At 38.4% G+C, this 25,379-nt stretch carries 32 protein-coding genes, 1 other RNA gene and 1 other annotated feature; of the genes, 30 read left to right on the forward strand and 3 right to left on the reverse strand.

Going from position 1 to position 25,379, the window contains the following annotated elements:
* Window positions 1–20: 20 nt before the first annotated feature.
* The 12 genes from cysS to mprF all read left to right on the forward strand — a co-directional run bounded on the left by cysS (window position 21) and on the right by mprF (window position 9,598).
* Window positions 21–1,430 carry a cysteine--tRNA ligase gene (gene cysS / locus AC6UDC_RS04955; protein ID WP_500699877.1) on the forward strand — a complete coding sequence of 470 codons (1,410 nt, stop codon included), beginning with the start codon at window positions 21–23 and terminating at the stop codon, window positions 1,428–1,430.
* Window positions 1,431–1,434: 4 nt separating this feature from the next.
* On the forward strand, window positions 1,435–1,860 hold the full coding sequence (locus AC6UDC_RS04960; RefSeq protein WP_500699876.1) for a Mini-ribonuclease 3: 426 nt from the start codon (window positions 1,435–1,437) through the stop codon (window positions 1,858–1,860).
* Window positions 1,850–2,602 (forward strand): 23S rRNA (guanosine(2251)-2'-O)-methyltransferase RlmB, encoded by a 753-nt coding sequence (gene rlmB / locus AC6UDC_RS04965; protein ID WP_500721591.1) that lies wholly within the window; start codon window positions 1,850–1,852, stop codon window positions 2,600–2,602. Before AC6UDC_RS04960 ends, rlmB begins: the two co-directional genes overlap by 11 nt.
* Window positions 2,603–2,795: 193 nt before the next feature.
* Window positions 2,796–3,377, forward strand: coding sequence for a sigma-70 family RNA polymerase sigma factor (locus AC6UDC_RS04970; RefSeq protein WP_500721594.1), 582 nt, complete (start codon window positions 2,796–2,798; stop codon window positions 3,375–3,377).
* 48 nt (window positions 3,378–3,425) lie between these two features.
* A complete protein-coding gene (rpmG, locus tag AC6UDC_RS04975) occupies window positions 3,426–3,575 on the forward strand; it encodes a 50S ribosomal protein L33 (protein ID WP_500694478.1) in 150 nt (49 codons plus the stop codon).
* A gap of 14 nt (window positions 3,576–3,589) precedes the next feature.
* Complete coding sequence (gene secE, locus AC6UDC_RS04980; protein WP_500721598.1) at window positions 3,590–3,769, forward strand: preprotein translocase subunit SecE; 180 nt, start codon at window positions 3,590–3,592, stop codon at window positions 3,767–3,769.
* A gap of 102 nt (window positions 3,770–3,871) precedes the next feature.
* Window positions 3,872–4,432 carry a transcription termination/antitermination protein NusG gene (gene nusG, locus AC6UDC_RS04985; RefSeq protein WP_500694476.1) on the forward strand — a complete coding sequence of 187 codons (561 nt, stop codon included), beginning with the start codon at window positions 3,872–3,874 and terminating at the stop codon, window positions 4,430–4,432.
* A 124-nt stretch (window positions 4,433–4,556) separates the two neighbouring features.
* Window positions 4,557–4,982 (forward strand): 50S ribosomal protein L11, encoded by a 426-nt coding sequence (rplK, locus tag AC6UDC_RS04990; RefSeq protein WP_010021774.1) that lies wholly within the window; start codon window positions 4,557–4,559, stop codon window positions 4,980–4,982.
* 91 nt (window positions 4,983–5,073) lie between these two features.
* Window positions 5,074–5,766 (forward strand): 50S ribosomal protein L1, encoded by a 693-nt coding sequence (gene rplA, locus AC6UDC_RS04995; protein ID WP_500696148.1) that lies wholly within the window; start codon window positions 5,074–5,076, stop codon window positions 5,764–5,766.
* A 56-nt stretch (window positions 5,767–5,822) separates the two neighbouring features.
* Window positions 5,823–5,939, forward strand: a sequence feature (ribosomal protein L10 leader region).
* Between the two features lie 26 nt (window positions 5,940–5,965).
* Window positions 5,966–6,484 carry a 50S ribosomal protein L10 gene (gene rplJ, locus AC6UDC_RS05000; protein ID WP_500694474.1) on the forward strand — a complete coding sequence of 173 codons (519 nt, stop codon included), beginning with the start codon at window positions 5,966–5,968 and terminating at the stop codon, window positions 6,482–6,484.
* Between the two features lie 38 nt (window positions 6,485–6,522).
* A complete protein-coding gene (rplL, locus tag AC6UDC_RS05005) occupies window positions 6,523–6,888 on the forward strand; it encodes a 50S ribosomal protein L7/L12 (protein ID WP_500694473.1) in 366 nt (121 codons plus the stop codon).
* Between the two features lie 148 nt (window positions 6,889–7,036).
* On the forward strand, window positions 7,037–9,598 hold the full coding sequence (gene mprF, locus AC6UDC_RS05010) for a bifunctional lysylphosphatidylglycerol flippase/synthetase MprF (protein WP_500721753.1): 2,562 nt from the start codon (window positions 7,037–7,039) through the stop codon (window positions 9,596–9,598).
* A 47-nt stretch (window positions 9,599–9,645) separates the two neighbouring features.
* On the opposite strand, the gene nrdF is transcribed toward mprF, so the two are convergent.
* The 3 genes from nrdF to nrdH all read right to left on the reverse strand — a co-directional run bounded on the left by nrdF (window position 9,646) and on the right by nrdH (window position 13,146).
* Complete coding sequence (gene nrdF / locus AC6UDC_RS05015) at window positions 9,646–10,653, reverse strand: class 1b ribonucleoside-diphosphate reductase subunit beta (RefSeq protein WP_500694471.1); 1,008 nt, start codon at window positions 10,651–10,653, stop codon at window positions 9,646–9,648.
* Window positions 10,654–10,670: 17 nt separating this feature from the next.
* A complete protein-coding gene (gene nrdE / locus AC6UDC_RS05020) occupies window positions 10,671–12,836 on the reverse strand; it encodes a class 1b ribonucleoside-diphosphate reductase subunit alpha (RefSeq protein WP_500721601.1) in 2,166 nt (721 codons plus the stop codon).
* A gap of 79 nt (window positions 12,837–12,915) precedes the next feature.
* Window positions 12,916–13,146: a glutaredoxin-like protein NrdH gene (nrdH, locus tag AC6UDC_RS05025; protein ID WP_500694469.1), complete on the reverse strand. Its 231-nt coding sequence runs from the start codon at window positions 13,144–13,146 to the stop codon at window positions 12,916–12,918.
* A gap of 159 nt (window positions 13,147–13,305) precedes the next feature.
* Here nrdH and AC6UDC_RS05030 point away from each other — a divergent pair, with 159 nt between their 5' ends.
* The 18 genes from AC6UDC_RS05030 (at window position 13,306) to groES (ending at window position 25,362) form a co-directional block, all read left to right on the forward strand.
* Window positions 13,306–13,920 (forward strand): class I SAM-dependent methyltransferase, encoded by a 615-nt coding sequence (locus tag AC6UDC_RS05030; protein WP_500721605.1) that lies wholly within the window; start codon window positions 13,306–13,308, stop codon window positions 13,918–13,920.
* Window positions 13,913–14,368, forward strand: a complete 456-nt coding sequence (gene tadA / locus AC6UDC_RS05035; RefSeq protein WP_500721609.1) for a tRNA adenosine(34) deaminase TadA — start codon at window positions 13,913–13,915, stop codon at window positions 14,366–14,368. The genes AC6UDC_RS05030 and tadA overlap by 8 nt, the downstream gene beginning before the upstream one ends.
* A gap of 56 nt (window positions 14,369–14,424) precedes the next feature.
* Window positions 14,425–14,511: signal recognition particle sRNA small type (gene ffs / locus AC6UDC_RS05040), an RNA gene on the forward strand.
* Window positions 14,512–14,643: 132 nt separating this feature from the next.
* Window positions 14,644–16,455: a DNA polymerase III subunit gamma/tau gene (gene dnaX / locus AC6UDC_RS05045; protein WP_500721611.1), complete on the forward strand. Its 1,812-nt coding sequence runs from the start codon at window positions 14,644–14,646 to the stop codon at window positions 16,453–16,455.
* Window positions 16,456–16,469: 14 nt separating this feature from the next.
* Complete coding sequence (locus tag AC6UDC_RS05050; RefSeq protein WP_500696169.1) at window positions 16,470–16,787, forward strand: YbaB/EbfC family nucleoid-associated protein; 318 nt, start codon at window positions 16,470–16,472, stop codon at window positions 16,785–16,787.
* Between the two features lie 14 nt (window positions 16,788–16,801).
* Entirely contained in the window at window positions 16,802–17,401 is a 600-nt protein-coding gene (gene recR / locus AC6UDC_RS05055; protein WP_500694465.1) for a recombination mediator RecR, read from the forward strand.
* Between the two features lie 10 nt (window positions 17,402–17,411).
* Window positions 17,412–17,657 carry a YaaL family protein gene (locus AC6UDC_RS05060; protein WP_500696139.1) on the forward strand — a complete coding sequence of 82 codons (246 nt, stop codon included), beginning with the start codon at window positions 17,412–17,414 and terminating at the stop codon, window positions 17,655–17,657.
* A 97-nt stretch (window positions 17,658–17,754) separates the two neighbouring features.
* A complete protein-coding gene (tmk, locus tag AC6UDC_RS05065; RefSeq protein ID WP_500721613.1) occupies window positions 17,755–18,405 on the forward strand; it encodes a dTMP kinase in 651 nt (216 codons plus the stop codon).
* Window positions 18,406–18,416: 11 nt separating this feature from the next.
* The gene (gene darA / locus AC6UDC_RS05070) at window positions 18,417–18,743 is read left to right on the forward strand and encodes a cyclic di-AMP receptor DarA (protein WP_500696137.1); all 327 of its coding nucleotides are present in this window, start codon (window positions 18,417–18,419) and stop codon (window positions 18,741–18,743) included.
* Between the two features lie 12 nt (window positions 18,744–18,755).
* Window positions 18,756–19,796, forward strand: coding sequence for a DNA polymerase III subunit delta' (gene holB, locus AC6UDC_RS05075; protein ID WP_500721617.1), 1,041 nt, complete (start codon window positions 18,756–18,758; stop codon window positions 19,794–19,796).
* A complete protein-coding gene (locus tag AC6UDC_RS05080; RefSeq protein ID WP_500694460.1) occupies window positions 19,793–20,119 on the forward strand; it encodes a DNA replication initiation control protein YabA in 327 nt (108 codons plus the stop codon). The genes holB and AC6UDC_RS05080 overlap by 4 nt, the downstream gene beginning before the upstream one ends.
* A 5-nt stretch (window positions 20,120–20,124) precedes the next feature.
* Complete coding sequence (gene rsmI, locus AC6UDC_RS05085) at window positions 20,125–21,006, forward strand: 16S rRNA (cytidine(1402)-2'-O)-methyltransferase (RefSeq protein WP_500694459.1); 882 nt, start codon at window positions 20,125–20,127, stop codon at window positions 21,004–21,006.
* 16 nt (window positions 21,007–21,022) lie between these two features.
* Complete coding sequence (locus tag AC6UDC_RS05090) at window positions 21,023–21,790, forward strand: acyl-[acyl-carrier-protein] thioesterase (RefSeq protein WP_500699861.1); 768 nt, start codon at window positions 21,023–21,025, stop codon at window positions 21,788–21,790.
* 1 nt (window position 21,791) lies between these two features.
* Window positions 21,792–22,517, forward strand: coding sequence for a tRNA (adenosine(37)-N6)-threonylcarbamoyltransferase complex dimerization subunit type 1 TsaB (gene tsaB / locus AC6UDC_RS05095; protein WP_500699860.1), 726 nt, complete (start codon window positions 21,792–21,794; stop codon window positions 22,515–22,517).
* Window positions 22,501–23,097 carry a ribosomal protein S18-alanine N-acetyltransferase gene (rimI, locus tag AC6UDC_RS05100; protein WP_500696132.1) on the forward strand — a complete coding sequence of 199 codons (597 nt, stop codon included), beginning with the start codon at window positions 22,501–22,503 and terminating at the stop codon, window positions 23,095–23,097. The genes tsaB and rimI overlap by 17 nt, the downstream gene beginning before the upstream one ends.
* A gap of 20 nt (window positions 23,098–23,117) precedes the next feature.
* On the forward strand, window positions 23,118–24,146 hold the full coding sequence (tsaD, locus tag AC6UDC_RS05105) for a tRNA (adenosine(37)-N6)-threonylcarbamoyltransferase complex transferase subunit TsaD (RefSeq protein ID WP_500699859.1): 1,029 nt from the start codon (window positions 23,118–23,120) through the stop codon (window positions 24,144–24,146).
* Window positions 24,147–24,297: 151 nt separating this feature from the next.
* Window positions 24,298–24,933: a redox-sensing transcriptional repressor Rex gene (locus tag AC6UDC_RS05110; RefSeq protein ID WP_010021811.1), complete on the forward strand. Its 636-nt coding sequence runs from the start codon at window positions 24,298–24,300 to the stop codon at window positions 24,931–24,933.
* A gap of 144 nt (window positions 24,934–25,077) precedes the next feature.
* Window positions 25,078–25,362 carry a co-chaperone GroES gene (groES, locus tag AC6UDC_RS05115; RefSeq protein ID WP_500694454.1) on the forward strand — a complete coding sequence of 95 codons (285 nt, stop codon included), beginning with the start codon at window positions 25,078–25,080 and terminating at the stop codon, window positions 25,360–25,362.
* Window positions 25,363–25,379: the final 17 nt, after the last annotated feature.

The following is a 25,379-nucleotide window of genomic DNA, read 5'->3' on the forward strand; positions in this document are numbered from 1 at the left end:
CAATTATTAGGAGGTTGGACATGTTAAAAGTTTATAATTCACTTACAAATGAAAAAGAAAAGTTTGAACCAATCACACCCGGTGTGGTTAACATGTATGTCTGTGGTCCAACTGTTTATAACTATATTCACATTGGCAATGCGCGAAGTGTAGTGGCATTTGATACCATTCGTCGTTATCTTGAATATTGTGGTTATAAGGTGAATTATGTGTCTAATTTTACCGATGTTGATGATAAAATGATTAACGAAGCCAAAAAAGAGGGAACCACGGTTTCCAAATTAGCCAATAAATACATTGAGGCTTTTATGGAAGATACGAAAGCGTTAAACGTGCAACCTGCAACCGTGAATCCGCGTGCCACGGATAATATTAAGGACATTATTACCTTTGTTTCTGACTTAATTAAAAAGGGATATGCTTATAACGTTGACGGGACGGTTTACTATCGGGCTCGTAAGTTTAAATCTTATGGTTTACTAGGACACGAAAACATCGATGACCTTGAGAGTGGTGCAAGTGAGCACGTTTCAAGTGAAGAATTAGCCCAAAAAGAAGACCCAATTGATTTTGCACTTTGGAAAAAAGCTAAACCAGACGAAATTTCCTGGGATTCTCCGTGGGGAAAAGGCCGTCCCGGTTGGCACATTGAGTGCTCGGTAATGTCAACTAAGTACCTTGGTAACACCTTTGACATTCACGGTGGTGGGATTGATTTAGAGTTCCCTCATCATGAAAATGAACGGGCACAGAGCGAGGCCAAAACGGGTCAAAAGTTTGTTAATTACTGGCTTCACAATGGTTTTGTGACCGTCGGTGATGAAGACGAGAAGATGAGCAAATCAAAAGGGAACTTTGTTACGGTCCATGAGTTACTTAAAAAGGATAATCCTCAAGCACTGCGGTTTTTGATCTCAACGACCCAATATCGCCGGCCAATTCGTTTTAGCCAGCAGGGAGTTGATGAAGCTGCCACCAATCTGCAAAAAATACAGACGGCTTACGATAATTTGAACTATCGGTTAAAAGACGCTGATCCTTATAACGATCCGAAATTAGACCAAGAGATTCGTCAAATTCAGGCTGATTTTCAGGATGCCATGGATGATGACTTTAACGTTCAAAATGGAATTGCCAAGGTCTACGAGTTGGCTAAGCTTGGAAACGTTTATGCGGAACGACCAGTGGTCTTTAAGGATTCGATCAAGTTACTTATGAAACGGTTAGAACAGTTGTCCGCTATCTTTGGGATTAAACTACAAAGTAGTGAGTTAAATGACGACAAAGTTAAGAAATTAATTAAGCAAAGAAACGATGCGCGAGCTAACAAGCAGTTTGCTAGAAGTGATGAAATTCGGGATGAATTAAAAAATAAGGGTATTATTTTAGAAGACACACCACAGGGGACCCGATTCAGAAGGGAAAATTAGTTTAATGAGTGAAGCGGACGATAATATTCAATATCGACAGTTAAATGGTATTGTACTAGCTTATTTAGGTGATGCGGTTTATGAGGTATACGTGAGACGGCATTTGATTGACGAGGGCATCGCTAGGCCAAATCAATTGCAGCATTTTGCTACTAAATATGTGTCAGCCAAGGCTCAGGCCGGATTGATCGCTTTGATGAGTCAGGATGCAATCTTAAGTGATGAAGAAGAGTACTTTTTTAAACGGGGACGTAACGCCAAGAGCTATACTCACGCCAAGAATACGAGTGTTGTTACCTATCGGATTTCCACTGGCTTTGAAGCCCTCTTTGGTTTCCTTTCCCTTAGTGGCCAAGATAAAAGACTCGATGAACTGGCGCAGTGGTGCATTGATCAAGTTGATTCTGGGAGGGTTGAGTATGAGAGATAATGAAGATTTTATTATTGGGAGACACCCGGCAGTCTCAGCACTGCGCAATGAAAATCAAGAAATTAACAAGGTGTTTTTACAAAATGGAGTCAGTCAAGAAGATGGCACCATTAAGGCGGTTATTCGTTTGGCCAAGGGTCGTCATTTAGTAATTTCTAAGGTGCCAAAGCAAAAGTTAGACTTGATGTCAGACCACCAGAATCATCAGGGAGTCATGTTATCAATTGCATCCTTTAATTATGCATCGATTGATGATTTATTTAAAAATGCTGAAGCAAAGGGTGAACCACCCTACTTCATTGTTCTGGATAACATTGCCGATCCTCATAATTTGGGGTCAATTATTAGAACCGCAGATGCTGCCGGCGTTCATGGGGTGATCATTCCCAAGCGTCGGGCTGTTGGATTAACATCAACGGTAGCGAAAACCTCTGCGGGGGCAATTGAACGTGTTCCGGTCGCCAGAGTAACTAACTTGGTCAACACCGTTAAAGAATTAAAAGAACGTGGGTTGTGGGTCTTTGGTACTGATATGAAAGGAACTGATTATCGGCGCTGGGATGCTAAGGGGCCAAGTGCTCTCATCGTTGGTAGTGAAGGTAAAGGAATTTCTCCCTTACTTAAAAAACAAGTTGATGAAACACTTACCATTCCAATGGTGGGAGATATTCAAAGCTTAAATGCTTCGGTTGCTGCCGGATTAATTATGTATCAAGGTTTTAACTCGCGCCATCCTTTATAATGAAATGACTGAACTAAAGAACAATGCGCTAGCATCGTTCTTTTTTATTGGGCTTGTTTAATATCGTAAATTCGATATTAAAAATTGGTTAGCAAATAATATCACATGTCGAACACTCGTTCGCTTGTTTGAACTCAACTCGTTTCGATACGATACTAAGTGTTAATTAATTGATTAAGAGGAGAGCCAATTGATGAATAAAGAAGAGAAACGGGTTAGAGAATTAGAAATGGTTGAGGATGCAAAAAAGAACGACGCTGGTTTCATCAAATTGTTTAAAAAATATGCTCCAATTTATCTAAAGTTGTGGAACGATTTCTACTTATCAGGTATGGAACTCTCAGATTGGAAACAGGAAGCGGCCATTGTGCTTAGTCGAACAATTATTAGGTATGATGCCAATCGTAAGGTTACCTTTGGCAGTTACTATAAAGTTAACTTAAAAAACCGCTTATATGATATTTTAAGAAAAAAGCGAGCTCAAAAGCGCGTGCCCGATTCTAAAAAAGCTTCTCTTAGTGCGTATTTTCAATTTTATTCTGATACCATTGCCGATATTCATGCTGCCAGTCCAGAACGAGTTCTTTCAATGTATGAGAACTTACAAGGCTTGATGAAAAGGAGTTCGGTAGTTGAGAGAATGGTGATTATTCGTTCGCTTGAGAATTATTCGTTTGAAAAAATGGCTCAGGTTTCTGATGTGAATGTGATGAAATTGAAAAATGCGATCGCACGTTGTCGTCAGAAATACTATAGATTTAATAAAATTGACTAACGTTGAAATTGATGATACGCTTAATTAGTTATTAAGGAGGTGCAGCCTATGGCACAGAAAAAGGTAGCATTAGCTTGTTCTGTATGTGGTTCAAGAAACTACACCATTTCCAGCAATCCGAATCGTGTCAAACGATTGGAAGTAAAGAAATTTTGTAAGCATTGTGGAAAATATACGTTGCACCGAGAAACTCGTTAAGAGGGGAATTTTACATGAAACGATTATGGAACTTTTTTAAGAGCGTTATTGCAGAGATGAAGGTGGTTGTTTGGCCGAACGCTAAGCAAACTAGAGCCGATACTTCAATCGTTATCTGGACTACCATCTTTTTTGCAATCTTTCTTGGTGTAATTGATTGGGCAATTCAAACCATTTTGAAGTTACTAGCCTAAACTAGATTAGTGTGATAATTTCTGTTATAGTTAGTTTGATGATAAGAACTTCGTTTACGCGAGGTTTTTTTATTTTGCTTTAAGTTAAAGGAGATAATCATTGTGGTAGAGACTGCAGAAAAGCAATGGTATGTATTACATACGTACTCTGGCTATGAAAACAAAGTTAAAATGAATCTTGAATCTAGAAAAGAGTCCATGGGAATGGAAGACTATATTTTTGACATCGTTGTTCCAGAAACTGAAGAACACGAGGTTAAAAACGGTAAAGAAAAAGTGGTTATGAATAAGACCTTCCCAGGATACGTGCTGGTTCAAATGGTAATGACTGATAGAGCCTGGTATGTCGTTCGAAATACCCCTGGAGTGACCGGATTTATTGGTTCTCACGGTCAAGGTTCAAAGCCCAACCCGTTGTTACCCGAAGAGGTTGAAAACGTTATGTCAACGATTGGGGTAAAGAAGCGAGTTAAACCATTGGATAGCCGGGTTGGTGATACGGTTACCATCGTTGAGGGAGCCTTTAAGGGACTTTCTGGCAAGATCACTGAGATTGACAACACTAAGGGTAAACTCAAGGTTAATATTGACATGTTTGGTAGAGAGACAAGTACTGAACTGGAATTTGACCAAGTTAAACCCCTAGAAGCTGATTCTCAGTAAAATACTCATTGTCACGTTTCCATAAACGTGGTATATTTAACTAGTATGCGTATTGCATAAATTAACGTGGGAGAAGAAATTTTGATCTTCATTTACCACACACGGACTTAAGGAGGTATGTCTCGTGGCTAAAAAAGTAGCTAATGTAGTTAAACTACAAATACCTGCGGGTAAAGCAACACCCGCTCCTCCAGTTGGACCTGCTTTAGGTCAAGCTGGAATTAATATTATGGGATTCACTAAGGAATTTAATGCACGTACTGCTGATCAAGCAGGGATGCTGATTCCAGTTGTGATTACTGTTTACGAAGATCGTTCATTCGACTTTGTAACCAAGACCCCTCCAGCCGCTGTCCTATTAAAGAAAGCCGCTGGTGTTGAACACGGTTCCGGTGAACCTAACACTAACAAGGTCGCAAAAGTTACCAAAGACCAAGTTAAGCAAATTGCCGAAACTAAAATGCAAGATCTAAACGCAGCTGATGTAGAAGCAGCTATGCGCATGGTTGAAGGTACGGCACGTAGTATGGGATTCACTGTTGAAGGTTAATTTCACTATGCCCGGACAGTACAATGTCGAAAGATAATGTGCTAGTGGGAGGAAATTCCGTTATAACCACAATTGCAAGGAGGATGACACAATGGCTCGTAAGAGAGGTAAGAAGTACGAAGATGCTTCAAAGCAAATTGACAAGAGTAAAAAATACGCTGCTCAAGATGCTGTAGAATTAGTTCAAAAATTAGATTCAGTAAACTTTGATGACACTATCAGAGTTGTTTATAAATTAAACGTTGATACTAAACAAGCTGATCAACAATTACGTGGTGCCGTGGTTTTACCTAATGGTACTGGTAAGGATCAGACAGTTGTAGTATTTGCCAAGGGTGAAAAGGCTCAAGACGCTAAGAACGCTGGTGCCGATTTTGTCGGTGATGACGACTTAGCTCAAAAAATTCAAGACGGATGGCTCGACTTTGATGTCGCAATTGCTACTCCTGACATGATGGCTCAAGTTGGTCGTTTAGGTCGTGTTCTTGGACCTAAGGGATTAATGCCAAACCCTAAGACTGGAACTGTTACCATGGATGTTTCAAAAGCGGTTTCTGATGCTAAGGCCGGTAAGGTTACTTACAGAACTGATCGTGATGGAAATGTCGCAGTTTCAATCGGTAAAGATTCATTTGACGCAGACAAGTTGGCCGAAAACCTTAACACCATCAACGATGTGATTGTTAAGAATCGTCCAGCATCTGTTCGTGGAACTTACATTAGTAACATCTCAGTTTCATCAACAATGGGACCTGGTGTCTCAGTTGATCCTGAATCATTTTAGTTACTAACTAATTAAATAATCCCTAATTGACTAATTTTTATCATTATGATAGATTATTAGTTGAATATGATTCGCCTAAGACTCAGGTGGTTTTTGACCTTAATTATGCCTGCCGAGGAGTAATACACTCTTTCTCTATGTTTTGGCGAACATAGGGATTTTTTATTAAGTCCCAAAATACATTGGGAGGTGAAATAATATGCCAAAAAAAGAAGTTATTGATACTAAAGCCAAAAAGGTTGATGAAGTTGCTGACCAATTTCAAAAAGCTGTATCAGCAATTGTTGTTGATTACCGAGGTTTAAGTGTTGCTCAAGATACTGATTTACGTAAACAATTGCGTGATAATGATGTCTCAATGAGTGTTATTAAAAATAAAATTTTAGAGCGTGCTGCTGATAAAGCAGACGTTAAGGATTTGAAAGATACTTTTGTTGGACCTACTGCCATTGCATTTTCTGATGAAGACCCAGTTGCTCCAGCCAAGATTTTGAAGAACTTCGCTGATGATAATCCTGAACTTGAAATCAAGGGTGGAATTATCGAAGGAAAGATCGCTTCACTTGATGAAATCAATGAATTTGCTGCTCTACCAAGCCGTGAAGAATTGCTTTCAACTCTTGCTAACATCTTGAAAGATCCTATCCGTAAGGTTGCTTATGCTGTTAATGCCGTTGTTGATAAAGATGATAATGGTGACGATAGTGATGCAGCTTAATAAAAATAGATTAAATGTCCTAATAGGAGGAAATTAAAATGGCTTTTGATAAAGATAATATTATTGCTCAATTAAAGGAAGCTTCAATCACTGATTTAAACGACTTGGTTAAGTCAATCGAAGATGAATTTGATGTTTCTGCTGCTGCTCCAGTTGCAGCTGCAGGTGCTGCTGGTGGTGAAGGTGCTGCTAAGGATTCATACGACGTTGAACTTACTGAAGCAGGTCAAGAAAAGATTAAGGTTATCAAGGCAGTTAGAGATATCACTGGTCTTGGTTTGAAAGACGCTAAGGACTTAGTTGATGGCGCTCCTAAAGCTATTAAAGAAGGCGCTTCAGAATCAGATGCTAACGACATCAAGGACAAGCTTGAAGCCGTTGGTGCTACTGTAACTCTTAAGTAGTCGATGACTAAAAAGAACGTGCAAAAGCACGTTCTTTTTTTTGCCTTAATATTGTTTAAATAAAGTTGTTTTATGTCATAAAAATTGAGAGAATGAAGTTAGCCGATTTTTTGGGGGTTAACAATTGGAAAAAGCATTTAATAAAGTTATGGATTTCTATAACAAATATTCTGCCTGGATTAAGGGGATTTTTGTCACCCTGGTCCTTGTGTTTGTTGTTTACGAGGCGACCCACGTGCTTTCTGAGATTAATGGAAAGGAAATGCGAGCGAGCCTTGCATCACAGTCACCAACGACGTTAATTATTTTAACGATCTTAGGATTTGTGGCTGTGTTACCAATGTTAATATATGATTTTACCATTACGGAGTTTCTTCCTGGCAAGTTTAAACCATCCTACATCGTCAAGAGCGGGTGGATTGTTAACACATTTACCAATATTGCTGGGTTTGGTGGCTTTCTTGGGGCCAGTTTGAGAGCCATGTTTTACAGTAAAAATGCTAGTAAGAAACAGGTATTATATGCCATTTCTAAGATTGCCTTGTTCTTACTGGCAGGACTTTCCACCTATTGTTTGGTTTCGTTAGTTTTGATCTTTGGATTTGGCATTGGATCTCAGTATGCAAAGGATTGGATTTGGTTAGTAGGTGGAGGAGTTTATTTTCCAGTGATTTTCCTAGTTACTAGATTCAGTAATTCTGAGTTTTTTAGTGATTTGACCTTAAAACGGGAGTTTCAACTGATCCTCGGTTCCTGCCTCGAATGGGGGAGCTGTGCCATGTTGTTTTTAATTATTGGATACTTCATGAAACTTAACATTAACCTTTGGGACGTTTTCCCCATTTTTATTGCTGCTAATGTTTTTGGAGTTGTCTCAATGCTTCCGGGTGGTCTTGGGTCGTTTGATACGATGATGATTGGTAGCCTGAGTTTACTTGGGGTGTCACCGACAATTGCTGCCGTATGGGTGCTATTGTACCGAATTTTCTACTATTTTCTCCCGTTTTTCGTGGGGGCCTTTCTCTTTTTCCACGAAATGGGAGCACGAATTAACAATTTTCTGGATGATATTCCGAAAACGATTGTTCATAGGTCGGCCCAGCTGGTCATTACTATTTTTATGTACTTTTCGGGAATCATGATGATTTTGTATGCGACTATTCCTAATTTGGCTCTTGTTAATCCACTCTATTTATCACTGGCACCATACACGCTGTTCTTTTTAGGACAGTTGTCGAACGTGATTATTGGGATTTTATTGATTGGATTAGCACGTGGAGTAGGATCAAGAGTCCACAAAGCTTTTTGGCCGACCGTTATCATTTTGTTGTTTGCCATTGCTAACACCCTGTGGAAAGAGGACTTTCCACTAAAATTAACGTTACTGTTAGGATTTATCATTATTTGTTTGTGGTTATCAAGAAAGGGTATGTACCGACAAAAACTCACGTACTCGTGGGGAAATGCAATTTTTGACGGCATCATTTTTATTGGAACTTTCTTAATGTATTCCATCATCGGAATCTACATGAGTAATCATAACTTGTCTAGTAGACACGCTCCCGTCAAAATGATGAATGTGTATCTTTTGCCATCTGAACAGGTCTGGTTAACCGGATTTGTGGGCATTATCATTGCCTTTATTATCCTGTTTATGTTGTACAAGTATTTAACGTACGCTCGCATCCCATGGTTGAATCAACCCTTTGATGAAGTTAGAATTCGCAATGTTATTCGCAAATTTGGTGGAAACGAAGTTAGTCACTTAGTCTTCTTGCGTGATAAAAAGGTTTACTTCTATGCTGAAGATAGTGAAGACGAAGTCATTTTCATGTATAAACAGAAGGCAAATAAGTTAATTGTGATGGGTGAACCAATTGGAAATCAGGATAAATTAGATCCAGCGATTGACCAATTCATGAGTGATGCTGACAAAGCTGATTTCTCACTGGTATTTTACGAAGTTGGAGAATCACTAACAATGTTACTTCACGAAAAAGGCTTTGATTTTATTAAAGCTGGAGAGGAAGGTCACGTTGATTTAACGGACTTTTCCCTTACCGGTAAGCGACATCGAGGTGAACGGGCGTTAATGCACAAGTTCGATCGGGAAGGCTATCGTTTTGAGGTTTTAGATCCACCATTTTCTAAAGAACAGATGGGTGAATTTAAACGAATTTCTGATGAGTGGCTCAATGGACGTGATGAAAAGGGCTTCTCTCTGGGCTTCTTTGATCCATATTACTTAAACCAGGCTCCAATTGCGGTCATTCGCGATAAAAATGATGCGATTGTAGCTTTTGCTAACATCATGCCAACGGGTGATCGAGTGATGACTTCGGTTGACTTAATGCGGTCGGGAAATGATGCTCCGTCTGGAATTATGGATGGAATCTTCATTCATCTCTTCAGGTATTCAAAGGATGAGGGTTACAAGTGGTTTAACTTAGGAATGGCACCCCTAGCTAATGTGGGTGAATCAAAATTTAGTTTTATTAACGAAAAAATTGCTCACTTAATTTATCAGTATGGTGATGCGTTCTATAGCTTTCAAGGATTGCGGTCTTATAAGCAGAAATACGTCGATAACTGGGTGTCTAAGTACTTCGTATACCGTAAGGATAATTCATTGGTATTCACGATGCTACAGCTATTATCGGTGGTTAGTGAACGTCCCACGATTGAAAATGTTGAAGAAAATATGCCATAAAAAAGAGGTTTCAGAATTAATTCTGAAACCTCTTTTTAGTTGAACAATTATTTTGGGTTCTTTTTATTACCAATATCGTAGTCGGAATCGCTCATTGCTTCAACGTTACCAAGTCGATAACCGTTACCGACTTGGGAGAAGAAGTCATGATTGACCGTAGCGGTGGAGATTCCGTTCATAACGATTGGGTTAACGTCTGCTTCAGTATCAGGGAACATTGGATCTTGTCCTAGATTCATGAGGGCCTTATTGGCGTTATATCTAATGAAAGTTAAAACATCTTCAGACCATCCCACTTGGTCGTAAAGCAAATGTGTGTACTTTTCCTCATTTTGATAAAGGTCGTACAAGAAGTTATACATCCAATCCTTTAAATCATTTTGTTCATTTTCACCTAATTGGTTGAACTGAACTTGGAATTTATAGCCAATGTATGTTCCGTGAACCGATTCGTCACGAATAATTAATTTAATGATTTCAGCAACGTTTGGAAGCTCGTTATGACCGAGGTACCAGATGGGAGTATAGAATCCAGAGTAAAAAAGAAAAGTTTCAAGGAACACACTAGAAATTTTCTTTTTTAATGGATGACCATCGTCATGGTATAACGAATAGATCTTTTTCGTTTTGTTTTGGAGGAATTCTTCTGTATCACTCCAATGAAAGATTTCATCAATTTCATCAGGGGTGTTTAAAGTTGAAAAAATGGATGAATAGCTTTTGGCGTGAACGGATTCCATAAATTGAATGTTATTTAAAACCGCAATTTCATGTTGGGTAACAGCATCATTTCTAAGGGCGGCCATTCCGTCTTGAGACTGTAAGGTATCCAGTAAAGTTAAGCCACCAAAAACGTGACCAACAATCCATTTATGATCATCGTCAAGCGAACGCCAATCCTTTAAATCATTTGACAAAGGAATTCTGGTATCAAGCCAGAACTGTTCGGTTAGTTTTTCCCAGGTGGCTTTATCAATCTCGTCGCCAATGGAATTCCAATTAATGGCCTTGTAATTTCCCTGTAACTTTCCGGTTAAAACTTTATTAATGTCCATAAATTCCCTCCTAAAGATTAAATTACACAGCTTTCACACTCGTTAGCACCAACTTCAGTGTTGTCATCGGTAAATGTCCGAACATAGTAGAGCGATTTAATTCCCTTTTTGTAGGCGTAATTGCGAAGGATCGTTAAATCTCTGGTGGACATTTTGTTACTTCGACCGTCTTTCCATTCGTATAGCCCTTCAGGAATGGTTGAGCGCATGAAGAGAGTCAAACTCATTCCCTGATCGACGTGTTTTTGAGCGGCGGCGTAAACGTCAATCACCTTTCGCATGTCCGTGTCGTAAGCTGATTCGTAGTAAGGAATGGTGTCATTAGAAAGGTAGGGGGCCGGATAGTAAATTGTTCCGATTTTGGACTCTTGTCTGGCTTCAATTTTTTGAACGATTGGGTGCAAACTAGCGGTAGCATCACCGATGTAAGCGGTGGAACCGTTTGGAGCAACTGCCATTCGGTTTTGGTGGTACAAACCATATTCCATGATTGACTTCTTTAAATCTTCCCAATCTTTTTCAGTTGGAATAAAGACACCATCAAACAATGACTTGACTTTTTTGGAAGTTGGCGCCCAACTTTTATTTACGTATTGATCAAAATAAGAACCGTCAGCGTACTTACTCTTGTCGAAGTTATGAAAGACCTTACCGCGATCCTTGGCCATTTGATTTGAGGCCTTTAAGGTCCAGTAATTTAATAACATGAAATAGGTGCTGGTAAATTCAATGGATTCTTTTGAACCATAATACATATGATTTTTAGCAAAATAAGAGTGAAGACCCATAGCTCCTAAACCAATTGAGTGACTTAATTCATTGCCACGTCTGACTGATGGAACAACGTTAATTGATGAATGATCGGTCACAAAAGTTAGAGCTTTGACCATGGCTTCGACTGATTTACCGAAGTCAGGAGAAGCCATCAAATTGACAACGTTCGTTGACCCTAAATTACAAGAAACATCGGTTCCAAGCTGTTCGTAATTTTGTTCATCATCAACAATTGATGGGGTTTGGACTTGCATAATTTCAGTACATAAGTTACTCATGACGATTTTGCCATCAACTGGATTGTCACGATTGGCGGTGTCGATATTGATAATGTATGGGTAGCCGGACTCTTGTTGTAACTTACCAATTTCTGTCTCTAGTTCACGTGCCCTGATCTTCTTTTTGCGAATATTCTTGTTGTTGACCATGTTGTCGTATTCTTTAGTGATATCGACGTAAGAAAAGGGAACGCCATACTCACGTTCAACGTCGTACGGACTAAATAAGTACATATCTTCATTGTTTTTAGATAGTTCATAGAATTTATCTGGGACAACTACTCCCAGGGAAAGAGTGTTAACCCGAATTTTTTCGTCGGCATTTTCCTTTTTAACCCCTAAGAACTCGATGATGTCGGGATGGAAGACACTTAAATAAACAACCCCAGCACCGTTTCTTTGGCCTAATTGATTAGAATAGGTAAAACTATCCTCTAGTAACTTCATTACTGGAAGAACGCCGCTAGCTGCTCCTTGAATGTGTTTAATAGGGTCGCCGGCCGCTCTAAGGTTAGAAAGGTTGATCCCAACTCCACCACCAATTTTGGATAATTGAAGGGCCGAATTAATGGTACGACCGATGGTATTCATGTTATCGGTGGTTTGAAGTAGAAAACACGAAATCAACTCACCCCTGCGTTTCTTTCCAGCATTTAAAAAAGTTGGAGTGGCTGGTTGAAAGCGTTGATGAATTAATTCATCAGCAAGATCCATGGCAAGCTTTTGATCGCCATCAGCAAGAAACAGGGCGTTCATTGCGGTTCTGTCTATGTAGCTTTCTAAGTACATGGAATTGTCATCAGTTTTCATGGCGTATTGAGCATAAAACTTGTATGCAGCCATAAATGATTTGAAGTGAAAATCTTGTTTTTCCAAATACTTGTATAATTTTTCAATGAATGAAAAGGGATATTTATTTACAAAATCCTCTTCAATGTAATTATGCTTAATTAGATAATCAAAACGATCTTTTAAAGAATCAAACTTAACGGTATTTGGATTAACGTTTTCTTTGAAGAAGGCTTTTAAAGCTTCCTGATCTTTTTCCAATTGGATTCTGCCATCGACAGGGATATTAATTTCATTATTTAGTTCGTAATACGTAACATCGTGCAAATCTTTTAAAGACATATTGGATTACTCTCCCTTAATCGTGTCGTACGAAATATCTGAAACGTTGGTTTTGTATTATACTATAAATATGAAAAATTTAACCAACTAGTTTCTTTAATTGGTCAGGTTGAAACCCACTAAATGCTTCAAGTGCTTGACTCTCAACAACTGGAACAGCTTGAAAGCCTTCACCTTTCAGGTAAGCGACGTATTCCGGATTTTCGGATGTGTTTTTTTCAACGAAGTCAACGTTGTGTTCGCTAAGGAAACGTTTTGTCATCTTGCATTGGATACAATTGTTCTTGGTAAATACAGTAATTTTTTTCATTTTGTTTCATCTCCTTGATATCTTTCACTTGATGAGTTTACTCTCAAAAAGTGAAATTTTCAACAGAAAAAAACACCATATATAGTGAAATTGATAGGAATTAGACGCTATATATAGTGTTTATGGTTTAAATATTATTTTTTTAGGATGTGATTAATTTTGAACGACTTTTATTATACCGCAAATCCCAATGTTAAACATGAGGAAAAACATTGGAACTTTTCTTTACTTAAAACCACGCTAAGTTTTGTGACAGACAACGGTGTGTTTTCTAAAAATACCGTGGATTATGGTTCGCGGGTTTTGATTAATAATGTCGATGTTAATGAAATGCCTCAGGGAGCAATCTTAGACATGGGATGTGGTTACGGCCCGATTGGTCTGTTTTTGGCCAAGACAAATCCAGAACGGCATTTTACTATGGTAGACGTCAATAATTTAGCATTAAAACTGGCTAAACAGAATGCAGATCTCAATCAGATTGATAACGTAGATATTTTTGCTTCTGATGGGTACCAGAATATTTCCCAAAAGTATGCGGGCATTATAACTAATCCGCCCGTTCGTGCCGGAAAAAAAGTTGTCGATGAAATGATTACGGGTTCTTATGACCACCTGGTTAATGATGGAACGTTGACGGTGGTTTTACAAAAGAAGCAGGGAGCACCCTCGGCTAAAAAATTAATGAATAAGGTTTTTGGTAACGTACAAATCGTTAAACGTGATAAGGGATATTACATTTTAAAGAGTAGAAAGGAAGTCATAAATGAATGAAAATGATGCGTATTTTATGGACCAAGCTTTAAATGAAGCTAACCATGCTTACGTCATTGGCGAAGTACCGATTGGAGCAGTAATCGTTAAGGACGGTCAAATTGTTGGAAGGGGACATAATCTGCGTGAACATACGGAGATTGGAACCGAGCATGCTGAAATCATTGCGATTGAAGAAGCGTGTATCAATTTAAAGAGTTGGCGTTTAAATGATTGTGAGATGTACGTGACGGTTGAACCCTGTTTAATGTGTGCTGGTGCGATCATTAATACCAGAATTAAAAGATTAGTATATGGAGCAAAAAATGAAAAAGCAGGAGCCGTTGAAAGTCTTTATCACACCCTGAATGATTCAAGACAAAACCATCAGGTTCAAGTGACAAGTGGATTGAAAGCCAGCCAATCTGGTAATATGATGAAGAAATTCTTTAAAGATAAACGCAAATAACGTGAATATTCCTAGACATTTGTGGATTTTTCGGTTATGATAATTAATGCCGTAAGGCCCTGAAGCAAGGGCAGACTTACGAACCGTGTCAGGTCCGGAAGGAAGCAGCACTAAGTATCTTTTGCCTTGTGCTTCTCGTTTTTAGAAATTAAACTCCTAGTCGTTTGACTGGGAGATTTTTTTTGGACAAAATGTTGTTTAAAGTTATTAGCATTTCATCAATTTTCAAGATATAATAATTAATGGTATCAATTTTTGGCGAAAGGAAGCATTTCATGAGTTATCAAGCACTATATCGGACCTGGCGTCCACAAAGATTTGATGAAATTGTTGGGCAGCCAGTCATTACTCAGACTCTAAAAAACGCATTGATAACTAACCAAATTAGTCATGCGTATTTATTTACGGGTCCCCGTGGAACGGGAAAAACTTCCGCCGCTAAAATTTTGGCTAAAGCGGTTAACTGCCCTAATTTAAAGGATGGCGAGCCCTGTAATGAGTGTGCAACGTGTCTAGCAATTAATAAAGGTGCGTTTAATGATGTCATTGAAATTGATGCTGCTTCTAATAATGGGGTCGAAGAGATCAGAAATATTCGCGATAAGGCGAAGTATTCCCCAACGGAAGGTAAATATAAAGTTTATATCATTGATGAAGTGCATATGTTGTCGACGGGGGCCTTTAATGCCTTGCTTAAAACACTAGAAGAGCCGCCGGAGCACGTCATTTTCATATTGGCTACCACTGAACCCCAAAAGATTCCTGCTACCATCATTTCACGAACACAACGTTTTGATTTCAAACGAATCAAGGCTAGTGATATCCTGCAACGAATGGAATACATCCTTTCAAAAAAGGGCATTGAGTACGATGACAAGGCATTAAAGGTAATCGCTAAAAGTGCTGAGGGTGGGATGCGTGATGCACTTAGTATCCTTGACCAAGCTCTTTCCTACAGTAATGATAAGGTAACATGTGAAAGTGCCTTGTCAGTCACTGGCAGTGTCACCAGGGATCGAATTCAGTCGTACTTTGAGGCTGTTTTTAATTCAGACGTTTCGACGGGTTTAAAAATGGTTCAAGAAATTCTTGATGACGGCAAAGACGCTAATCAGTTTATTGAGGACTTAATTGATTATTGTCAGAATATTTTGTTATATCATCAGGATCCAGAAATGGTCCAAAAGAGCGAACTTGGACTTTTAGGCGACAATTTTAAGACGATTGCTGATAAGGTAGATAGTAATCTAATATATCATTACGTTGAAATTATGAGTGACGTTCAAAGTCAGATGCGTTATTCGTCTCATCCCGATGTTTATTTGGATATTTTAACGGTTAAACTGGCAAATCAAAAAGAAAGTGACCCAGATAACGAATCAAAAAGTGATGATAATAAGGATACGAAAGTTTTAAAAAAGCAACTGTCTGAGCTGCAAAATCAAGTTAGTGAGTTAAAGTCGGAACTGGGAAATGGTTCGCCTTTAAAACAGTTAACTGATGATGATAAGCAACCTAAATCAACTAAATCTAAACCAATCGCTGATTCCCCTCATTATGATTCCACCAAACAGGTCCGAGTTAATTTGACGAAAGTTTACGATATCCTAGAAAGGGCCACTAGAAAAGATCTGACTACCTATCAGGATATCTGGCAGGAATTACTTCAGTCGTTGTCGGTCACGCAACGAGCCGTGATGCATGTCTCAAACCCCGTTGCTGCGAGTGATAAGGGAGTTGTTGTTGCCTTTGATTATGGTTTTTTGTATCAGAAGGCTGGAACCGATGGTGATTTGATGGATGCACTTCAAAATGGCCTTGATCGTATTTTAGGATTTGTTCCAATGGTTGTGTTTGTACCAAATGATGAATGGCCACAACTTAGAAGTGACTACCTTAAAAATCACCGGTCTCATAATGAAAAGACTAAGTCAACCCCCAAGTCAGAAAAAGCGACTTCTAATACGAACGAAGCTTACGAAAAGCAAGAACAAACTGAAACGACCAAAGATAAAGATAACAATGATTCGGTTAATACTGCCAAGCAGATGTTTGGTGATGATATAATTGATGTTAAAGATGATTAATTAAAAGGAGAATAATTATGAACGGAATGAACATGGGAAAGATGATGCAAAAAGCTCGTAAGATGCAACAACAAATGCAAAATGAACAAGAAGAAATCGAGAAGAGTGAGTTCACTGGAAAAGCACCAGAGGATATGGTGACCGTTACCTTTACTGGTGATCGCAAGATGAAAGACATGAACGTCAAACCAGAAGCCATTGATCCAGACGATCCAGACATGCTCTCAGATCTAGTGATCAGTGCGGTTAACGATGCACTTTCACAGATTGAAAAGACCACTCAAGATAAGATGGGAAAGTATACCAAGGGAATGAATATTCCAGGTATGTAGAAGAAGGGATTTAAATGCAATACCCAGAACCAATTGCTAAGCTAATCGATAGTTACATGCATTTGCCAGGAATTGGCAGAAAGACCGCCACTAGATTGGCATTTTATACGGTTGATATGAATAAAACCGATGTAAAAAACTTTGCGGATGCCTTAACTTCAACTAAGAATGATTTGCGTTTTTGTTCAATTTGCGGCAATATCACCGAGACCGATCCTTGTGAGATCTGTACCGATGAAAGTCGTGATCAAAGTAAGATTATGGTAGTGGAACAGTCTAAAGATGTGATGACGATGGAAAAAATGAAGGATTATAATGGTCTTTATCACGTTTTACACGGAGTGCTTTCCCCCATTGAGGGGAAGGGTCCTGAAGACATCAATATCAGCTCTTTAATCAAACGACTGCAAAAAAACGAAGAAGTTAAAGAAGTCATCATTGCTACTAATGCCACTCCCGAGGGAGAAGCAACGGCAATGTATTTGGCAAAGTTAATTAAGCCAGCAGGCATTAAAGTTACCAGATTGTCTCATGGACTGTCAGTCGGAAGTGATATTGAGTATGCAGATGAGATGACCCTTTCAAAGGCAGTTTCTGGACGCACCGAAATGTGAGGGATGAACGATGTTTTCGTTATTTAGATATAGTTCTATGAAGCAAAATTATGATGACCAATTGCTTGATACCATCAATTTTTTAAAAAATGATTGGGATCAGGCTGTGCAAACTGAACAAGCTGTTTCCGAAACGGACAGTCACTTATTTGCACAAACGATGCTTACAAAGCAAAAATACATGTTTATGTATCGGCAAGCACGAAAACGAAACATTAAAAATGATCGGATTCAACCGTCAGTATATGAAAACTAAACGTAAGCCAGCTAGATCCTAGCTGGCTTTTTAAATAGACAATAAATATAACTTAAAGTACAATGAAAATAGCAAAAATGCTGGGACTGAATCTAATATGACTGGACAATTTATTACATTTGAAGGCACTGATGGTGCTGGAAAAACCACCGTTTTAAATCAGGTGGTTGATAAAATTAAACCAATGCTTAAAGACCAATTGCTAACTACTCGTGAACCAGGTGGAAACCAAGTTTCCGAGCAAATTCGTCAGATAATTTTGAATAAAAACGAGTCAGATATGGATGACCGTTGTGAGGCGCTTTTGTTTGCGGCGGCCAGAAGAGAGCATTTAGTTAAGACCATTTTGCCAGCTTTAAAGGCCGGTCAATTAGTTTTGTGCGACCGCTATCTTGACAGTTCAATTGCGTATCAAGGAGCGGGCCGAGAACTTGGTGAAAACGCCGTTTTATCAATGAACCAGTTTGCTACTGAGGGTTTAATGCCTGATACCACCATTTATTTTGACGTCCCAGTCGACGTTGGATTAGACCGCATTGCTGAACATCGGAGTGGGGAAGTTAATCGTTTGGATCTTCAAGAACACGATTTTTACGTTCGGGTTCATGAAGCTTATGATGAAATTGCCAAACAGAACCCCAAGCGGGTTATTAAGGTTGATGCTACTAGGCCAATTGAACAAGTAGTAGATCAGGTCATTTCCGTGTTGTATAAGAGAGCAGCTAGATATTTTAATGAAAGTAAATAGGAGGATCAGTTATGAAGTTAATTATTGCAATTATCCAAGATAAGGATGCAGCCAAATTACAATCTGAATTCATCAAACATAAGATCCAGGCAACCCAATTATCCACTAAGGGTGGATTCTTGAAGGCTAAAAACGTCACTTATTTGATTGGGGCTAAAGATGATAAGGTCGACGAGATTTTGGATATCATTAAAACAACCTGTGAAACTAGAAAACAATACATGACGCCACCAGTTAGTTTAGCTGGAAGCATTAGTGAGACGTCTTACCCAGTTGAAGTTCAGGTTGGAGGAGCAACGGTTATGATTTTGCCAATGGAATCATTAAATCGCTTCTAGTTAGTTAATATAATGGTAGAAGAAACTTTAGCTCAGACCATAATTAAACAGGCTACCCAAAAACAAGCTACTTTAACACAACACTTTATGGGCGTTATTTCGGCTCAAGATCTCAGTCACTCGTATCTTTTTTCGGGTTCGGATGGTTTGGGAAAATTAGCGGTTGCAAAGACGATTGCAATGCGTTTGTTTTGTAATAACGTTCAAAACGGCATGCCATGTGGCATCTGTAATGAGTGTGTCCGGATCGCAGAAAACGAACATCCTGATGTGGTGATGATCAAACCCGATGGCAGAAGTATCAAAGTTGATTCAATTCGACATTTAAAACATGAATTTTCTAAAAGTGCGGTTGAAGGAAACAAGAAGGTTTTCATTATTGACGGGGCCGATACGATGACTACTAGTGCTGCTAATAGTCTTTTGAAGTTTATTGAAGAGCCAAATGGGCAAGTTAATTCCTTTTTACTTACCAATGACTATCGAAAGATATTACCAACCATCATATCTAGAACGCAGTTAGTAGAATTTCCAAAAATTAACGAAGATAACTTGATTAAGTACGTAACTGATAGAGGGTTATCGAAAACGTCTAGTAATCTTATTTTAGAATTAACTGAGGACTTATCTTCAATTGATAAAATGCTTGAAGACGGTTGGTTTAACAAGGTTAAAGAGATAGTTGAGCACTGGTTTAATGAATTAGTTAATGATGACTATCGCGCTTTTACGAGCGTTCAAATTAGCTTTATGCCTAATATAACGGGTCGGTTTGAACAACAGATGACTTTAAAAATGATTTATCAAATTTTTAAGGATGTCTTTGATATCAAGTTTAGGGAATTAAAGCCTGATAGTTTAGGGTTTGGTGATCAGTATTCCCTTTTGAAACAGATGGCTAACCAGTTATCAGATGATCAATTAATTGAAATCATCACAACGGTCTTGAACAGTGCCAAAAAACAAGATCTAAACGTTAGCTTCCAAAATATTTTGGAGGTTATTACCCTGAAATGTTTAGCAGTCATTGAAGGAGGAGCAAAAGTCGATTGAAAGAATCAGATGTTAACGAAGAATTTAATAATTTGGAATCACAATCGGAATTAATGAGTGAAAAAATTGGTGATCTTCGGGATGAAATTGATAAAGTCATCGAGGAAAATTCAGAACTGAAGATTGAAAATGAACATCTTCGAGAGTTAATTTCAGGAAAAGATGGGAAAAACAAAAAGAAGCAGCAACTTTCGATGTCCAAGAAAAACTTGGAAAAATTGTATAACGAAGGATTTCATGTTTGCACACAGTTTTATGGAAAACGGCGTAATAGTAATAGTAGTTGTATGTTTTGTACCGATATCATTTACGGAGAAAGGTAATTCCATTGGATTTATCAGTTCAAAAAAGTTTTGCAGATCATAACAAGGGCAGTTTATATCTGGTTCCTACACCAATTGGTAATCTTGATGATATGACGATTAGAGCCATCAATATTTTAAAAGATGTTGATTTGATTGCTGCTGAAGATACGAGGAATACCCAGAAACTTTTAAATCATTTTGATATTACGACCAAACAAATTAGTTTTCATGAGCATAATACTGAACAACGAGCACCTGAATTAGTTGAAAAATTAATCAATGGGATTTCAATTGCACAAGTCAGTGATGCAGGGATGCCTTCAATTAGTGATCCTGGACGTGAGTTAGTAAAGCAATGCATTGAACATGATATTTCCGTGATAAGCATTCCGGGACCAAACGCTGGCCTTACTAGTTTAATTGCTTCAGGACTTAAACCTCAACCGTTTTTGTTTTATGGATTTTTAAAACGGAAACCCAAAGAGCAGGTTGATGAACTAAAGATTTTAGCACAAGAATATCCGACCTTGATTTTTTATGAAGCTCCTCATCGACTTAAAAAGACGCTCTTAAACATGCAAAAGGTTTTTGGCAATCGGCAGGCAGTGCTTGCAAGAGAGCTCACTAAAAAGTTTGAAGAATACGTTCGTGGTGGTCTTGACGATTTAGTGGAATGGTCCAAACAAAATGAGATTAGAGGAGAGTTTGTCATTCTAGTTTCTGGGAATCCAGACGGGTTTAAACTTCATGAAGAGAAGCAAAATGAAGCTCAATTATCGGTTTACGAGCAGGTTGATCAATTAATTAGTAACGGTGAAAAGCCCAATGGCGCGATTAAGCAAGTCGCTAAGCAAAATGGGTTAGTCCGTCAGGATGTTTATAATCAATACCACCACATAGAATAAGATAAGAGGAATTAAGATGACTGGAGATATTTTTTCTGAAGACCATGTAGTTGAGTACTATGAAACCAATTTACTGGGTAACATTACTCTTTCAATGTTAATTGACGTGATCATTATGATTTCACAGGACCAAGCAAAAGCACTCGGTGTAAGTACCAGACATGTGATTGAACATGGCGTAACTTGGGTTGTTGTTCAAACCGACATGGATATTACGCGTCTTCCTAAAGTTCATGAAAAAATTCAGGTTCAAACGAGGGGAACTTCATACACTAAGTACTTTGCGTACCGTGAATTCTGGGTTAGAGACGTTAACGGGAATGAATTAGTTCATGTTGGCAGTTTGTGGGTCATGATGGACATTAAATCCAGAAAAATGGTTCGATTAGAGGAAGATATGATTACTCCCTATCATTGTGATCGAGTAAGAAGGATTCAACGGTTAAGAAAGATTCCTCAAATTCATGATGAACAAAATCTTATGAAGACTGAGTATCATGTTCGTTTTACTGACATTGATTGGAATTCTCATGTCAATAATGCCAAATACATTGGATGGATGGTTGATGATTTATCCTATGATTTTTTGGCAACTCACGTTCCAAAGCAAGTAAGTATTAAGTATGAAGATGAAGTTACATATGGTGATCCGGTCGTAAGTCGAAGCAAACTCATTAAGACCGGTGATCAAATTCGATCGATCCACGATATTTCGGTCAATGATGATACTAAATCGATTGCCGAAATTAAATGGGAGAAGCTGAATAAAGAAGGAAGCAAATAATATGCACGTTTTAGCAGTTGATACCTCTAATCAACCATTAACTGTGGCAGTTTTAAAAGACGAACAGGTGCTAGCAACAACCACGATGACAACGCATAGAAAACATGCTGAATACTTAATGCCGGTGGTTGAAGAGTTGGTTAATTATGCCAATTTAACTCCACAAGATCTGGATCGGGTCGTCGTAAGTAATGGTCCTGGTTCATACACTGGGATTAGAATTGCCACCACGGTTGGAAAAGTTTTGGCCGATACATTGAATATTGATTTGGTTGGCATTTCAAGTCTCATGGCGCTTGTTTTAAACGTGCAAAAACACGACCAGTTGGTAGTGCCATTATTTGATGGTAGAAACGATAATTTGTTTACTGGTCTGTACCGTACTTCCGATCGTGGTCCCGAGTCGGTAATTAAAGATCAACACGTTAATTTTGATAAGTGGATGACCGAACTGGACAAGTTTGATGAGCCCATCGTATTCGTTGGAAGTGATGTTGCTCATTTTTCCGAGCGCTTAAAACAACATTTCGGGAAAGATTTCAAATATATGACTGGAATTGATAACCTGCCACAGGCAGCTAAAATTGGTATCTATGGGGAAAAGCAAGAACCAGTTGCTGATGTTAACAATTTTAATCCCAATTATCTTCGTTTAACCAAAGCACAAGCAGACTGGCAAAAGTTAAACCCGGGGAGGGAAAACGAGTCTTATGTTGAAGAAAATTGAGGCATGGTTAAAAAAGAACGTTAAAAAAAAGGAAGAAGCCAAGATTCAGCGTGGACTTCAGATTAAAAATCACATTGTTGATGTGAATGGAGTCGATTACTATTTTGGCAAGGGTTCTATTACTGACATCCCTGACATTGTGAATGTTGAAGAAGAGGTTTACGACAAAAAGGCAGCTTGGGATCGAGAACGTTTCCTAAATGATCTAAAAAAGCACAAAAACAGTTTATACTTGGTAATTAGGAAAGCCGACGAATTGATTGCTTTTGTCGGTTGTTCGATTTCTCGTGATAGTAAGAATTGTCACGTTGAAAATATTGCGGTGTTACCCAAATTCCAAAATCGCGGATTGGGATATTTTTTGCTTACCATGGTTATCAGAAGAGCACGACTGATGAGACTTAAAAGTGTTTCAATCGAAATTCGATTGGGAAATATTAAAGCTCAAGATTTGAATCGGGATCTTGGGTTTGTTCAGGTTGGAATTGATCCAGATTACTATAATGATGGTGAAGATGCTGTGGTAATGAAACTGGATTTATCCAAGCAAAAAGTGGCACCAAATAATTTTGGAAGATAGTTAGAGACGGGTGAGGATTAATGCAAGATAATAGTGTGATCTTGGCGTTTGAGAGTAGTTGTGATGAAACAAGTGTTGCTGTTATCAAGGATGGTAAAGAAATTTTATCAAACGTCGTTGCAACTCAGATTAAAAGTCATCAGCGATTTGGTGGTGTGGTACCAGAAGTGGCTAGTCGTCATCATATTGAAGAGATTACCATTTGTATAAATGATGCTTTGAAACGTGCAAACGTCACATACGATGATTTAACGGCGGTAGCTGTGACCTATGGCCCAGGATTGGTTGGGGCACTTTTGATTGGAGTCACCGCTGCCAAAGTGGTAGCTTGGGCTCATCATCTACCCCTCATTCCAATTAATCACATTGCAGGACATATTTATGCTACTAACTTTATTAAGCCAATTGAGTTTCCGGCAATGGCACTTGTGGTATCTGGTGGTCATACGGAGCTTGTTTTTATGCCTGCAGAAGGTAGGTTTGAAATCATCGGTGAGACTAGAGACGATGCCGCAGGTGAAGCGTTTGACAAAATTGGGAGAGTTTTAGGAATTAATTATCCAGCTGGTCCAACTGTTGACAAAATGGCTCAAAAGGGAAGGGATACTTTTAATTTTCCACGCGCGATGGAATCAGATGGTAATTATGATTTTAGTTTTAGTGGACTTAAAAGTGCTTTTATCAATACCGTTCACCATGCCGATCAGATTGGAAAGACTCTAAATAAGAACGATTTAGCTGCTAGTTTTGAAGCTGCCGTAGTGGACGTTTTGGCAAAAAAATCACAAAGTGCGCTTGAAAATTATCCTGTAAAAGAGTTTATTTTAGCTGGCGGAGTTGCCGCGAATAAGGGCATTAGAAATCGACTAGATGCGATTGCCAGTAAGGAAAATGTGGAATTTGTCAAGGCTCCGCTTAAGTTGTGTGGAGATAATGCAGCTATGATAGGAGCTGCTGCAGCGGCAATGCAGCACCATCAGGAAAAAGGAAAAGCTTCACTAAATGCTGATCCAGGATTAGAATTTGAGTGGGCTCAAAATGAAAAATAAATCGTTAACAACAAATTATTAAATTAATTTATCCTGCCCTGTGGGGCTTTTCAGCTGATTTCATTTTTATATTATTTCACAAACAATTTCTTTATGTTAGAATTAATTTTGTGACTTATTAATCTCGACAATAATAATAGGAGATTTGAAAATGGCTGAGACAAAAATTCCACGTGCAACCGCGAAACGATTGCCGCTTTACTATCGTTATTTAAATATTTTACATGACGGTGGAAAGAAACGAATATCATCAAATGAATTGGCCGACGCAATTCAAGTGGATTCTGCTACAATTCGTCGTGACTTTTCATATTTTGGTGCCCTTGGTAAGCGAGGTTATGGATATGACGTAGACAGTTTACTAGAATTTTTCAAGAAGATCTTGAACCAAGATCAATTAACCAATGTAGCATTGATTGGTGTTGGTAACTTGGGTCATGCCCTTTTGAATTTTAACTTCCACATGGATAGTAATATTAGAATTTCCGCTGCTTTTGACGTTAATCCTAAAAATGTTAATACCATTCAAGGTGGGGTTCCAATTTACCCAATGGATCAATTGGTAAAACAGCTTAAAGATCAACAAATCAGTGTTGTGATTCTCACAGTTCCTGGTAAAGTTGCTCAACAAGTTGCTGATCAAGTTGCCAAAGCGGGTGTAAAGGGAATTTTAAACTTCACATCAGTCCGATTATCGGTTCCAAAGGAAATTAGAGTTCATAATGTTGATTTGACTAATGAACTGCAAACATTGATCTATTTTATTGATCATTATGATAAAGATTAAGCATCCAATTTTGGATGCTTTTTTATTTTTATCGGGCAAAGTTCTTGCATTAGTTGTGAAAAAATAATATATTAAGAATGTAAGTTAGCACTTGATAAGTGCAAGTGCTAAAATTTAATAAAGATATTTATTGGAGGGATTAACGTGTTAGAACCATTAGGAGATCGCGTAATTGTCGAAGTGCAAGAACCAGAAGAAAAAAACGTCGGTGGAATTGTTTTAGCAAATAACGCTAAAGAAAAACCACAGATGGGTAAAGTTGTCGCTGTAGGCGAGGGTCGAGTTCTTGATAACGGACAAAAAGTTGCCCCTTCTGTTAAAGAAGACGACATGGTCATGTTTGATAAGTATGCAGGGACAAAGGTTGAATATGATGGTACTCCATACCTTGTAATGCACGAAAAAGATTTACTTGCAATCGTTAAATAATAAAAATAAATTAATTA

The organism is Fructilactobacillus sp. X7R7C1, assembly GCF_059901065.1.